Annotated in this window: 11 protein-coding genes; 5 read left to right on the forward strand and 6 right to left on the reverse strand. The window is 63.7% G+C overall.

All coding sequences use genetic code 11. The features are described 5' to 3' along the window. Window positions 1-103 precede the first annotated feature (103 nt). From FJ430_RS16985 to FJ430_RS16995, 3 genes are all read left to right on the forward strand, one after another. Entirely contained in the window at window positions 104-667 is a 564-nt protein-coding gene (locus FJ430_RS16985; RefSeq protein ID WP_140705557.1) for an RNA polymerase sigma factor, read from the forward strand. 2 nt (window positions 668-669) lie between these two features. Further along, window positions 670-2853 carry a vWA domain-containing protein gene (locus FJ430_RS16990; RefSeq protein WP_140705555.1) on the forward strand — a complete coding sequence of 728 codons (2184 nt, stop codon included), beginning with the start codon at window positions 670-672 and terminating at the stop codon, window positions 2851-2853. 140 nt (window positions 2854-2993) lie between these two features. Beyond that, complete coding sequence (locus tag FJ430_RS16995) at window positions 2994-3278, forward strand: hypothetical protein (RefSeq protein WP_226891739.1); 285 nt, start codon at window positions 2994-2996, stop codon at window positions 3276-3278. A gap of 8 nt (window positions 3279-3286) precedes the next feature. Here the strand turns inward: FJ430_RS16995 and bmt are convergent, their stop codons facing one another. From bmt to FJ430_RS17010, 3 genes are all read right to left on the reverse strand, one after another. Then, entirely contained in the window at window positions 3287-4309 is a 1023-nt protein-coding gene (bmt, locus tag FJ430_RS17000) for a betaine--homocysteine S-methyltransferase (protein ID WP_140653512.1), read from the reverse strand. 83 nt (window positions 4310-4392) lie between these two features. Continuing rightward, entirely contained in the window at window positions 4393-4947 is a 555-nt protein-coding gene (locus tag FJ430_RS17005; protein WP_246680734.1) for a DUF1989 domain-containing protein, read from the reverse strand. A gap of 116 nt (window positions 4948-5063) precedes the next feature. After that, complete coding sequence (locus FJ430_RS17010; protein WP_140653510.1) at window positions 5064-5921, reverse strand: helix-turn-helix domain-containing protein; 858 nt, start codon at window positions 5919-5921, stop codon at window positions 5064-5066. A gap of 242 nt (window positions 5922-6163) precedes the next feature. On the opposite strand from FJ430_RS17010, the gene FJ430_RS17015 reads away from it, so the two are divergent. Together FJ430_RS17015 and FJ430_RS17020 are read left to right on the forward strand one after the other, a co-directional pair. Beyond that, entirely contained in the window at window positions 6164-7165 is a 1002-nt protein-coding gene (locus FJ430_RS17015; RefSeq protein ID WP_181175380.1) for a fatty acid desaturase, read from the forward strand. Between the two features lie 77 nt (window positions 7166-7242). After that, window positions 7243-8079 (forward strand): phosphate/phosphite/phosphonate ABC transporter substrate-binding protein, encoded by an 837-nt coding sequence (locus tag FJ430_RS17020; protein ID WP_140705548.1) that lies wholly within the window; start codon window positions 7243-7245, stop codon window positions 8077-8079. Here FJ430_RS17020 and FJ430_RS17025 read toward each other — a convergent pair. The 3 genes from FJ430_RS17025 to FJ430_RS17035 all read right to left on the reverse strand — a co-directional run bounded on the left by FJ430_RS17025 (window position 8047) and on the right by FJ430_RS17035 (window position 13582). Continuing rightward, the gene (locus FJ430_RS17025) at window positions 8047-9387 is read right to left on the reverse strand and encodes a M24 family metallopeptidase (protein ID WP_140705546.1); all 1341 of its coding nucleotides are present in this window, start codon (window positions 9385-9387) and stop codon (window positions 8047-8049) included. The genes FJ430_RS17020 and FJ430_RS17025 overlap by 33 nt on opposite strands. A 15-nt stretch (window positions 9388-9402) precedes the next feature. Next, complete coding sequence (locus FJ430_RS17030) at window positions 9403-10914, reverse strand: glycosyltransferase family 39 protein (protein WP_181175378.1); 1512 nt, start codon at window positions 10912-10914, stop codon at window positions 9403-9405. 85 nt (window positions 10915-10999) lie between these two features. Beyond that, window positions 11000-13582: a GcvT family protein gene (locus FJ430_RS17035; protein WP_226891740.1), complete on the reverse strand. Its 2583-nt coding sequence runs from the start codon at window positions 13580-13582 to the stop codon at window positions 11000-11002. Window positions 13583-13644 lie beyond the last annotated feature (62 nt).

Below are 13644 nucleotides of genomic sequence, written 5' to 3' on the forward strand. Positions count from 1 at the left end.
CTTCGTGACACCTTCTCCCCGTAAACGGGGTGAAGGAATGTTTGTGCAAAAAAATCTTTGCATCGCCCCAAGGATTGGCCATTAGCCTTCGTCCAACAGGCAAATGACGGCGATGATGCTGGACGACGGCGAAGCCTCCGATGCCGAATTGATCGTGCGGGCGAGGGGCGGAGACAGGGGTGCTTTCGGCAGATTGCTCGAAAGGCACTATGGTTTCGTCTATCGCGCCGCCTATCGCTGGTGCGGACGCAAGACCGATGCCGAGGACGTCGCCCAGGACGTCTGCGTGCGGCTCGGCCGCGCGATCCGCGACTATCAGGGCAGCGGCGCCTTCAGGACATGGCTCTATGCCATGACGCTAAACGCTTCGCGCGACATGATGCGCAAGCGCGCCCGCGATACCGCCAAGACCGATGCCTACGGCGCCTATACGTCGATTGCCGGCGAAGCACCGGCTGAGGCCGACGATCCGACCGAGGCGCTGTGGGCGGCGGTGCGGATGCTGCCAGACAAGCAGCGCGACGCGGTTCTGCTGGTCTATGGCGAAGGTCTCAACCACGCGGCGGCGGCGGAGGTGATGGCGATCTCGGAGGCGACGGTTTCCTGGCACATCCATGAAGCGAAGAAACGGCTGAAGCTGCTGATGCGCTCAGCCGGGGAAGTGTGACCATGGTCGACGACAACGAACTCGAAAGGCTGCGCGACATCGCGGTACCGGCGCCGGACGGCGAGGCGAAGGCGCGCGCGTTCACCGCCGCGATGCAGGCTTTCGACCTCGACGAAAGAATTTCCGCGGTCCCCCAAGGAACGCCCGCAGGCCTTCGTCTCACGGAGCGAGCAAGAATGCTCTGGAGAGACATCATGCAACGGAAACTCATCGCCACGCCGGCCATCACCGCGCTGGTCGCGCTGCCTATTGCCGGCTATGCCGCTTTCGAGATGCTGAAGGAACAGCTGCGGGTCATCGGCGGCAACGGCACCGTCACCGAGACTGTGGCAGACAAGCCGGTGGCGCAGAAGCCGGAACAGCCTGCGGTCATCGAGCCGCTGGCAGCGGCGCCCACCAAGGAAAAGAAGACCGACGCGGACGCCGAGACCCGGGCCAATTCACAAGCGGCGCCCGCGGCGCCGAAGCCGGCGACAGAGGTCGACACCCTGTTCAAGCAGGAGGCGACGCCGGCGGCCAAGCGCGCCTTGCAGGCTACGCCGGCGGAGAGCGGCCAACTCGCGGCCGGCGGCAAAGATGGGGTCGGGGTAATTGCGGGCTATTCCCCCAAACGGAGCGCCGACGAGCTGGAGCGGGCCGACAAGGCACCGGCAGGAGCAGCTGCCGGGATTCCGGCGTCTCCGCCGGCGGTCGCCGATTCCAAGCTGATGGTGCAGCCTGCGCCCATGCCGGTCGACCAACTGCAGCCGCAGGAGGAAAACCGCGACCGCGTCGAGAATTTCAAAACCAATCCGGTGCATGAAACAGCCCAGGATCCGGTCTCGACTTTCTCGATCGATGTCGACACGGCCTCCTATTCTTTCGTGCGGCGCTCGTTGAAGGAAGGCGCTCTGCCCGACCCGGACACGGTGCGCGTCGAGGAGATGATCAACTACTTCCCCTATGACTGGAGGGGCCCGGATTCGGCGTCAACGCCGTTCAACTCGACCGTCACCGTCATGCCGACGCCGTGGAACGAGCACACCAAGCTCATGCATGTCGCGATCAAGGGTTTCGACGTGAAGCCGGCCGAGCAGCCGAAGGCCAATCTGGTCTTCCTGATCGACGTGTCGGGGTCGATGGACGAGCCGGACAAGCTGCCGCTGCTCAAGTCCGCCTTCCGCTTGCTGGTGAGCAAGCTGAAGGCCGACGACACCGTTTCGATCGTCACCTATGCCGGCAATGCCGGCACTGTGTTGATGCCGACGAAGGCGGCCGAAAAGCAGAAGATCCTTGCTGCCATCGAAAATCTGGCGCCCGGCGGCTCGACGGCCGGCGAGGAAGGCATCCGCGAGGCCTACAAGCTTGCCCAGCAATCCTTCGTCAAGGACGGCGTCAACCGGGTGATGCTGGCCACAGACGGCGATTTCAATGTCGGCCAGACCGATGACGACGACCTCAAGCAACTGATCGAGAAGGAGCGCAAGACCGGCGTGTTCCTGTCGGTGTTCGGCTTCGGACGCGGCAATCTCAACGACCAGATGATGCAGACCATCGCCCAGAACGGCAACGGCACGGCGGCCTATATCGACACGCTGGCCGAAGCCGAGAAGGTGCTGGTCGAGGATGCCTCCTCGACGCTGTTCGCCATCGCCAAGGACGTCAAGATCCAGGTCGAGTTCAACCCGGCCAAGGTCTCGGAATACCGTCTCGTCGGTTATGAGACCCGCGCGCTCAAGCGCGAGGACTTCAACAATGACCGCGTCGATGCCGGCGATATCGGCTCGGGCCACTCGGTGACGGCGGTCTATGAAATCACGCCGAAGGGCAGCGGCGGCGAGCAGGTCGACCCGCTGCGCTACGGCCAAGCCAAGGTCGACAATGGCGGCATCGCAAATGCCGACGAATATGCCTTCGTCAAGATCCGCTATAAGCTGCCTAACGAGAATGTCTCGAAGCTCATCACCACGCCGGTGACCGCCGCCAACGAGGTCTCGTCCTTCGACGCTGCCGGCGCCGACCAGCGGTTCTCAGTCGCGGTCGCGGCCTTCGGGCAGAAGCTGCGCGACGAGGATCAGACGGCGAATTTCGGCTACGACCGCATCGCGGAGATCGCCAACGCCGCGCGCGGCGCCGATCCGTTCGGCTACAGGGCAGAGTTCCTGTCGCTGGTGCGCCTGGCCTCATCGCTGGACGGCAACAAGTAGGCCATTATTGATTGAAGGAAGGACCGGCGGGAGAAAATCCCGCCGGCCTTTTTGCGATCGTTAAACTGCGCTGCTTTTCCGGAACCTCGCCGCAACGAGCTTCTGTTAGTCAATGCTGATAGAGATTTGAGGGATCAGCAGTGCATATCACGACAATCGGGAACGCGAACTCGACGGCGCTCAATGCCCCGGTGCGCGGACCGTCCGCTCCTTCAGCGGAATCCGCGCGCATCAGGAACGATGTCGACGCGGCGCGCAACACAGCGCTTTCGGCCCTCAACAACGACCGTTTTCGCGTGATGCTGGAACAGATCAGCGACCCCGGCGCATCGGGCGCCCTGATGACGATGGGCGCCGACAATCAGGGCAGTACCGGCACCGATCTCAATACCGCGCTGTCGCGCTACGCCGAAAACAGCAAGTAGAAATCGTATCAGGCGCGGCTGCGCCGGCGCTCGCGGCGGGCTTCGCTGGTCTCGGCGGTGTTTGCCGTCGCCACCTTGTTGCGCATCGGGCCGATGCGCTCGACGATCGTCTCGACGGTCGGGCGGGTCGACTTGGTGTGCGCGTCGAGCGCCTTGCGCATGGCGGCAAGGTGCGCGAACGAGGTGCCGCAGCAGCCGCCGACAATCCTGGCGCCGGCATCGACCGCCAGCCGCACATAATCGGACATCAGCTCCGGCGTGCCGGAATAATATATCTCCGCGCCGCGGAATTCCGGAATGCCGCAATTGCCCTTGACGATCACGGTCGCGTCCGGTTTCGCCTCGGTCATGTCGAGCAGCGAAGCCAGGATATCGGAAGCGCCGACGCCGCAATTGGCGCCGACACCGAGAGGGGCCTGCGACAGGCCATCGGCGACGGCGTGGATATCCTTCGGCAGCAGGCCCATCATGGTGCGGCCGGCCGTGTCGAAGGAACCGGTATAGGTATAGGGCAGGCCGACACGGATGGCGGCTTGCGCCGCGGCGCGGATCTCGTCCGGCGCCGACATGGTCTCGATCCAGGCGACTTCGGCGCCGCCGGCCTTCAAGCCCTCGATCTGTTCGGCGAAGGCCTCGACCGCATCGTCGTAAGTCATGGCGCCGAGCGGCACCAGCAATTCGCCGGTCGGGCCGACGGAGCCGGCGACGATCACCTTGCGGCCGGCCTTGTCGGCGACGGAGCGGGCAATCTCGGCGGCGCGCTTGTTCAGCTCGTGAACGCGATCCTGCGCATGATGCAGCTTCAGCCTGTGGCGAGTGCCGCCGAAGGAGTTGGTGAGAATGATATCGGCGCCGGCGTCGACGAAATTCCGATGCAGGCTGGCAATGGTCTCGGGCGAAGTCTCATTGAGCAGCTCAGGCGCTTCGCCGGCCTCCAGACCCATCGCGAACAGATTGGTGCCGGTGGCGCCATCGGCCAAAAGCACGCCCTTTTCGGCAAGCAGGGCGTCAATCGGGTTGGTCGCGGTCATGACTTTGGCTTTCGTGTTCGAATTCAAATAACGATATAAAGAAGTCTTTATGTCCAGTCAACGAGCTTGCGGCCGCGAAGGCCTTACGAAGCCGGAGTGATCTCGACCTCGATCTCGGTGCAGGCATCGCCGTTGGTCGGGTGATGATCGACCGAGCAGGCGGTGACGACAAGCAGGAGGTCCTGTTCGGCGCGCAGCGTCACGTAGCCGCCCGGCGGATTGATCGATGCCTCGACCACCAAAGTCCCGTCAGGCTGCGGCATGGAGTTCTGGAAGAGATCGACCGGGTCGGGCGCGAAGGGCAGTTCGATGCCTTCCGCGCCGAGCGCCTTCATCAGATTGTCGCGGCAGTTCGGATGGTTGGGCAGGCCGGCCCGTTCGTAGAGCGCGCTGTCGCAGGCCGGGTAGAGCATGTCGTGCGGTCCAGGCGAGGCGTCCTCGATCAGCGTCAGCACGATCTTGCCCGCGGCGCTGTAGAAATGGTCGCCGGGTTTCGGAAACAGCCGCTCGGTGATGTCGCGGGTCTGCGAGGTGCTCAGCCAGTCGAGCCTGCCTTCGGTCGAGAAGGCCCAGAGGTCCGAGACCTGCTGGCCCTTGGGATCGACGATGCGGATCAGATCGCCGCGCTTGACGCGCATGGAACGGCCCGACTTAGGAGGAACAACGATGTGACGCGGTGCTTGCATGGGTTTCCCGAAACGATGAGCGGCGGCCGGCCTATGGCCGATCGCCAAGATGGCGCCGATGGAGCCGATTAGACAGAGCCTGACGGGAAGGACATTGCGGCCAGCTTCTGCGCAAAACTCGCCGCCTCATGCGCGTTGATGTCGGCAGCCCGGATCAGATTGTCGAAATGGCTGGTGAGCGTGCGGACCGGCTGGGTGGCGTTCAACACCAGGTACATGTCGCCGACATAGATAGCGGCGCGATAGGGGCCGAAGATCGTATAGGGGATCGAATAGCGCATGCGGCCGTCATAGAGAAACAGCCGGAAAGTCGGGTAAAGGTCGTCGAGCAGCGTTGCCATGTGCAGCAGTTGCTTGCGCCGTTCGGCCTCCGGGAAACGGTCCCAGACACCGAGACCGCGCGCGAAAATCTCCAGCGTATGGCGCGGCATGCAGACCTCCATATCGGTCTCCGGCCGCCTTGTGTAGTCGATGCGGTACTGCGTCTCGCCGGCTTGCGCCTCACGGCTCTTGTTGGTGATGCCGGCCTCGTATTCCACCAGTGCCTCGGTGCGCAGAAGGTCGGGAATGCCGGCGGGCACGTAGCGGATCTTCGTGCCGGCGGCCTCGGCATGCCATTTGGCCAAAAGCGTGCGATCGAAGCCGTCGGGCGCCTCCTCGATCTCCAGGCTTTCTCTTATTTCGCCGGTGACGCCTTCGTCCTGGCTCAGGCCAAGCAGCCAGTCGAGCGACACCTTGAACTCGGCGGCGATGTTGAGGAGGGTCTCGGCGCGGGGCAGGCGGGTCGAGGCGCCGGACAGCAGTTGCGACAGCGCCGAACGGTCGATCCCGACCGCTGTCGCGAAGGCCGACTGGTTCAAGTCGGACCGTGTCAAGAGCAATTTCAGGCGCTCTCGAAAGGTCGTCGACAGATCGCGCTTGTCCACCACGCTGCTCCTGCTTTGGAGAGGAAAAATTTGCGCCGGAGCGCGGCTCAGGCGGAAATGAATCCCCATATTTGTTTACAATGTATAACATATGCAGCCAGAAATGCGCATTCGCAACAGTTTGTGCGCATTGTCGCGTTGATGTAACGGCAGGCTCCTGACACAATGTTGTCAGGAATCGAGTTGGTTCCGGCGACTGGAGGGCAGTGGTCGATAGCATGGCAAGAAGCATGAATACCGGCATGAACAAGAGACGTAGCACCGCACCGGCGGTCGAATGGCCGACAGTCTTCCTCACACTCTTCTGCTACGGCGCGTGGCTCGCCATCGGCTTCCTTCTGTGGCCATCCCATCCGCTTTTGGCGCTTGCCGTCCTGCCGTTTATCCTGGCCTTGCAATCGTCGATCATGCACGAAGTGCTGCACGGTCATCCGACCCGCAACGCCAGGATCAATGAAGCGTGCGTCTTCCTGCCGATCGGCGTGGTGTGGCCGTTCCGCCGCTTCAAGACCATCCACCTTCGCCATCATGCGGACGAGCGCCTGACCGATCCGCTCGACGATCCGGAGAGCTATTACCAGGCGCTTTGGATGCATGACGAGCTGCCGCCGACAATGAAGCTTCTGCTCAAGATCAACAACACCATGGTCGGCCGCTTCGTTCTCGGTCCGTGGTTGTCCTCGGTCGGTTTCTTCATCGACGATGCCAAGCAGATCCTTGCCGGCGACAAGGCGATCCGCAAGGCTTGGCTGCTGCATGCCATCGGTCTCGCGGTTGTGGTGCCGATCGTCACGTTTGGCTTCGGCATTCCGCTGTGGCTCTATATCCTGGTGCCGGTGTGGCTCGGCCAGTCGCTGATCTCGATCCGCACCTATGCCGAGCACCAGTGGTCGGAGCATCCGGAAGGGCGCACGGTGATCGTGGAGCGTTCGCCGCTCTCCTTCCTGTTCCTGAACAACAACCTGCATTTCGTTCATCACAAGAGCCCGACCATTGCCTGGTACAGGTTGCCGAAGCTGTTTCGCGAGCGCCGCGAAGAGTGGCTGCGGATGAACAACGGTTACGCCTATCCGAACTATTTCGCGATGCTGAAAGCCCACGCCTTCAAGGCCAAGGAGCCGATCGTCCACCCGGTGCTGCGGCGCGCGCCGGAGCCCGGTCGCGCCTTCAAGCCGCGGGTCAGGGCGCGCAACGTCAATGGGCTCGGCACGGCGCCGGTTCCGGCGGAGCCGCCGAAAGAGTAGTTTCGACTTCCCGCGACCGCTTTTTTCGCGGCGGAACGCAGGCGCCGAAAATCGCCTGTCTTTGAAAGCCATTCGACATGAGCAAGTACGTTGCGGCCCTGCCGATGTATGACTGGCCCGAGGCGCGTGGCGAAGTCGACGCGCAATGGGCGCGGCTCCGCGATGCCTTCCGGCAAAGGGGCATCGATGCGCCGGAGGCGGTCGTGCGCAGCAATCGCGAACTGCCGCCGGTGCCTGGCGGCATTCGCGATGACGTCGGCAAGCCGATCGCGCCCGATCCGGCGACGCTACCCTCGGACGAGTTCGATTTTCTCCAGTTCTGGCTGAGCCCGGCGCTGCTCTTCGGGCAAACATGCTGGGGGCCAATGGAACTCGGCCTCGCCCCGCATGTGCAGGTGATTGCCCAGCCAAGCTACGATGCGTTCGAGGGCGGGCAGGGCGAGCTTTATTCCAGCGCGTTGGTGATGGCCGCGGACGGCGGACCGTCAGTCGTCTCGCCGGCGGATGGCAAGGCTGTCATCCCGCTCGATCTCATTCGCGGCAAACGCTTCACCTTCAACAATCCGGACTCGATGTCCGGGCTGATCGGGCTGACGCGCGACCTGCAAGCCATGGACAAAAGCCTGGACATCTTCGCCTCACGCAGCGAAAGCGGCGGCCACCGGTCGTCGATCGTGGCGGTCGCGGAAGGCAGGGCCGATATCGCGGCCATCGACTGCGAAAGCTGGGCGTTGGCGCGGCGTTTCGAGCCGGCGGCGAAAGGCGTGAAGGTGGTCGGCTGGACGGCGCGGCGCAAGGGGCTGCCCTACATCACCGCCAGAACGACGCCGGAACAAGTCGTTGCCGCGATGCGCGACGCCGTCGCGACCATCGAAAGCGGATCAGAGCAGCCGCTCGTCCAGCGGGTAGGCTGACAGTTTCTCATTGCCGCTCTCGGTGATCAGGATCTGCTCCTCGATCTTGACGCCTTCGCGTCCGCCAAGCCTGCCGATATAGCTTTCGACGCACAGCACCATGCCGGATTCGAGCAGGCCGTCCGGCGTGTCGCCCGTCCAGTCGCCGGCATGCGGCAGCGTCGGATATTCGTCGGCCAGGCCGACCCCGTGATAGAGCACGCCGTAGCGTGTCAGATAGCAATCGTCCGGCGGCACCGCCGAGCGCTCGACGAGATCGCGGAAGGAGATGCCCGGCTGCATCAAATCCGTGTTGTGGGCGATCTGGCCGGCGGCGATGCGGAACAGATCGCGCTGCTCGTTCGACGGCTGCCTGTCGCCGCAGAGCCATGTGCGCGAAAGATCGGCGCAGAACCCGTAAGGACCGATCAGGTCCGTGTCGAAGGCGACGAGGTCGCCATCCTCGACGATGCGCGAGGAGCATTCCTGAAACCAGGGATTGGTGCGCGGTCCCGAGGACAAAAGACGCGTTTCGATCCATTCGCCGCCGCGCGCGATGTTGCCTCGATGCAGCTCCGCCCATAACTCGTTTTCGGAGATGCCCGGCTTCAGCGCCACTTGCATCTCGCTCATCGCCGCCTCGCAGGCGACGATCGAGCGGCGCATGGCGAGGATCTCGTCCGGCGATTTGATGAGCCTCGCATTCTCCATCACCGCCTCGCCGTTGCCGACGGAAATCCCACGACGGGCGAGTTCTTCCACGCCTTCGGGATTGATGTGGTCGACGGCGATGCGGCGGTTGCCGCCGCCATGCTCGGCAACGAGTTCGGCGATGCCCGCGCCCCAACGCCGGACCTTCTGCTCGGTAAGCTCGCCGCTGTAGAGATATATCCACGACACGGCCGGGCGCACCTCGTCGACGACACCCGAATGGTCGGACAGATGCTCGCAGGAGAAATAGTCGAACAGCACCACCGGCCCTTCGGTGGCGACGAAACAATGGCGTGTCGGGTTGTGCGCGACCCAGAGCTGCATGTTGGTCGAGTCCGTCGCGTAGCGGATGTTGACCGGGTCGTAGAGCAGGGCGCCGGCATAGTCGCGGCGCTTCAGCTCGGCGCGAATGCGGTCCAGCCGGTATCTGCGCATGGCGGGCAGATCGGGCGCTGCGATGCCGGCGGCGGCCCATTCCGCCTCAGCTGTCTCGCCATAGCCCAGCACATGCTGGTTGAGCGACGCCGCCTTCTCGCGCGAGGCCTCGCGCAGCGCTTCGACCGAGCCTGGTTCGAAGGGCATGATCTTGCGGTGGCGGCCGAAGCGTTGCGTGTCCATTCGTTCCCCTGAAACTTACTGCGCGGCCTTCTTGTGCAGTTTGGTGATTGTGACCTTGCGCGGCGGGAGGCCGAGCGCCTGCGGCACTTCAATAGTGCGGTGGACGGTGTCCATCGCGTAGCCGGCCCTCGCCAGCTCTTCGAAGACGTCCGAGGACGATTCCCTGTCATCGGTCAGGACAAGCACCGCCGGTTCGCGGATCGATCTGGCGAAGTCCGGCGTCTCATCGTCGAGCGCGATGAGATCGGCATCGATCAGGCGCAGATTGCCGACCCAGAACCAGCTCGAGACCACGGTCTTGACCGGCCCGTCGGCATTGATCTGATCGTAGAGCGACCGGTAATCCATGCGCACGATACCGCCGCGGCTGTCGCCGCCATGCAGGTGCATGTACCAACTCAGCGGCAGCACGAGGATGGCAAGCACTGCGCCGACGAAGACGATGGTGGCTTGGGTCTTTCGGCCCCTCTGGCCCATGGCGTCGAAGCGCATGGCAAGGACCGCGGGCAAGAGAATGAAGATCGGCAGCATCCAGCGGTCGCGAAACTGCGTGATGCCAGCCGCCAACACGACTGTGACCGTGACCACAAGACCAAGGACGATCGCCCGCCACAACAGCTTTTCCGGCCACCTTACCGGCTGAGGCGGCTCCGTCCGTCTTCTTATCGCCAGGGCGTAGGCGACGGCGAAGATCGCGACCGGCAGTCCAGCGAAATTGACGATCGCGTTGGCCAGTCTGCGGATGCCGAGAAATGCCGTTTTCGCAACGCTGCCGCCTTCGGCCACGCCCAGGCCCCCTTGATGCGAGAGCAGATCCTCCAGATGCGTGAGGCTCCAATAAAGCGTCGGCAGGCAGGCCAGGACCGCCACCGCCACGCTGATCAGGAAACGGCGGTCGAGGATCGCTGCGCGCGTTTCGCGAACCGAAAGAGCCGCCAGGAACAAGGCGGCAAGGAAGATGACGATGTTGTATTTCGACAGCATCGCGGCCGCCGCCGCCAGGCCCAACAACGCATAGGCGATGGCCGATCGCCGCTTCTCAACCTCGGCCAGCGCCAGAAGCAGCACCGAGGTGAAACAGAATATGGCGACCGAATGGGTGAGGGCGTGCTGCATCTCCCAGAAGATCTGGGGAAACAGAAGCAGCCCGAACATGCCGGCCGCAGCGGCGCGGTTCGAGTAGCCGAGGCGGCGTATGGCGGTGAAATAGGCGGCCAGCCCCGCGGCCAGCAGGCCGTATTTGACGATCTTGAGGGCAAGCACGCTGGTTCCGACCAGCGAGGCCGCGAGCATCGCCAGCCAGGTGTACAAAGGCGGCTGCGAACTGCCGTAGCCGGCAGCCATGAACCGCATTTCCATCAATTGCTCGGAATCGTCGACGCCGACACCGGTGCCCGCAACATGGGACAACAAGGCCATCACGACGATCTGGGTCAGGCAGTAGAGGAGGACCGAGGCGACCGCGGCGCTGAATGGACCAACCCGTTCATCGCACAGCCAATCGGTCCATTTCTCTAGCTGCCGCAAGGGGGTGGTCTTCTCATGCTGATGCGCCGGTAGCGGGCTCGGACCATGCCACAGCAACCGACGCAATCCAACAATTCGTAGGGCTTCAGGTCCGCATCTTCTCGCCGCTCGGGTCGAAAGGCGGCTCGACATTGATGCGGGCCGGGCGGCGGTGGCCGAGGATTTCGATCTCGAACAGGCCGGCGCTCTCGTCCTCGGCAAGGGCCGCGGGGACATAGCCCTGCGCCATCGACTTCTGGACGTAATGCGCATAGCCGCCCGACGTGACCCAGCCGACGACGCGCCAGTCTCCGTCGACGATGCCGCGCACGGCGGAAGCACCTTCCGCGGCTTTCGAGCCACGCACTTCCTTGCCGGATGTGTCGAAGCGCGGCGCGCCATAGCCATGCGGTTTCTCGACCGTGCCGTAGTCCTTGCCGACCTTGGCCCAGATCGGCTCGTCGCCCATCACGTCGGCATCCGCCGCGTCGACGATGAAGGAGACCCTGCGCAGCTTCGGACCCTCGGCATGCTCCTTCGCTGACGCCTCGCGACCGATGAAGTCGTTCTTCTCAAGCTTGATGAAGCGGTCCATCGAGCCCTCGAACGGTCCGTAGATCGGGCGCAACTCGCGGAACCAGGTCGGGAAGTTCTTTTCCAGGCGCATCGACAGCAGCGCGCGCATGCCGAAATCGACCAGGCCGAATTCCGCGCCCGCTTCCTTGATCGCCTTGTAGACGAGGCGTTGATAGGCGGGCGCCATCCAGATCTCATAGCCGAGGTCGCCGGTATAGGTGATGCGGTTGACCATGCAGGGCGCGCCGCCGACCGCCATCTCGCGGAAGTCCATGAAGCGGAAGGCCTTTGTGGAGACGTCGACATCGACCAGCTTCTGCAACAGGTCGCGCGACTTCGGCCCGGCGATCGACAGGCCAACCAGCGTCTGGTCGAAGCGGTGGATACGCACCTCTGACGCCCTTGGGCCGTCCTTCGGCAGGTGTTTCTCGAACCAGCGCATATGGTATTTCTGCGCGGCGGAAGAGCCCCAGATCATGAAGCGGTCCTCGCCGGTCTTGGCGATGGTGAAGTCGCCGATCAGCTTGCCGAATTCGTTGACCATCGGGGTCAGCACGATACGGCCGACCTTTGGCATGCGGTTGGTCATCAGCCGGTTGAGGAAATCCTCCGCGCCCGGACCCGAGACCTCGTATTTGGCGAAGTTGGCGATCTCGGTGACGCCGACCCTGTCGCGCGTGGCGCGCACTTCCTCGCCGATCGGGCCGAAATCGTTGGAGCGGTGGAAGGAGACGATGTCCTTGGACTCCGTCCCCTTCGGCGCGAACCAGAGAGGCGTCTCTAGGCCCCACGAGTCGCCCATAACGGCGTTGTTGGCGAGCATGATGTCGTAGAGCGGCGTCGTCTGCGCCGGACGGGCAGCGGGAAGCTCCTCGTTGGGGAAGCGGATCGAGAAGCGGCGCGAATAATTCTCGCGCACCTTGGCGTTGGTGTAGCGCAGGCTCGCCCATTCGCCGAAGCGGGCGACGTCCATGCCCCAGACATCGAAGCCAGGATCGCCATGCACCATCCAGTTCGACAGCGCGAGGCCGACGCCGCCGCCCTGGCTGAAGCCGGCCATGACGGCGCAGGCGCACCAGAAATTGGTCAGGCCCTGCACCGGGCCGACCAACGGGTTGCCGTCGAGCGCGAAAGTGAAGGGGCCGTTGATGATCTGCTTGATGCCGGCCTTCTCGATGCCGGGGAAATGCTTGAAGCCGATCTCCAGCGACGGCGCGATGCGGTCGATGTCGGGCTGCAAGAGCTCATGGCCGAAATCCCACGGCGTGTTGACCGGCGACCACGGCTTGCAGGCCTTCTCGTAGGTGCCGAGCAGGATGCCGTTGCGCTCTTGGCGGGTGTAGATCTCGCCCTTGAAGTCGAGCACGCCGATCATCTCGCGGCCGGTCGACTTGTTGAATTCCTCGACCTCCGGCATCGGCTCGGTCAAGAGGTACATGTGCTCCATGGCCAGCACCGGCAGCTCGACGCCGACCATGCGGCCGATCTCGCGCGCCCACAGGCCGCCGCAATTGACCACATGCTCGGCATGGACCGTGCCCTGCTCGGTGACGACGTTCCAAGTGCCGTCCGGCTGCTGGGTGAGATCGACGACGCGGTTGCGCAGCACGATCTCGGCGCCGAGTTTCTTCGCAGCCTTGGAGTAAGCGATGGTCGTCCCGGACGGGTCGAGATGGCCTTCGACCGGGTCCCACATGGCGCCGACGAAGTTCTTCTCGTCCATCAGCGGGAACATCGCCTTGGCTTCCGAAGGCGTGATCAGCTCGGTGTCCATGCCGAGATAGCGGCCCTTGGCGTGGGCCAGCCGCAGGAAGTCCATGCGCTCCGGCGTATCGGCCATCATGACGCCGCCGGTCAGATGCAGCGAGCAGGACTGGCCGGAAATCTCCTCGATCTCCTTGTAGAGCTGGACCGTGTAGGCCTGCAGCTTGGCGACGTTGGGGTCGCCGTTGAGCGTGTGGAAGCCGCCCGCCGCATGCCAGGACGAGCCGGAGGTCAGCTCCGAGCGCTCGATCAGCATGATGTCGGTCCAGCCGGCCTTGGCGAGGTGATAGAGCACCGAGCAGCCGACGACGCCGCCGCCGATGACAACCGCTTTTACGTGGGATTTCATGAAGATAGTTCCGTGTTGTGCAATGTGGAGTCAGAAATGAAAATGGGCGGGCGGGCAGTTGC

The organism is Mesorhizobium sp. B2-8-5 (genome assembly GCF_006440675.2).
GTDB lineage: Bacteria > Pseudomonadota > Alphaproteobacteria > Rhizobiales > Rhizobiaceae > Mesorhizobium.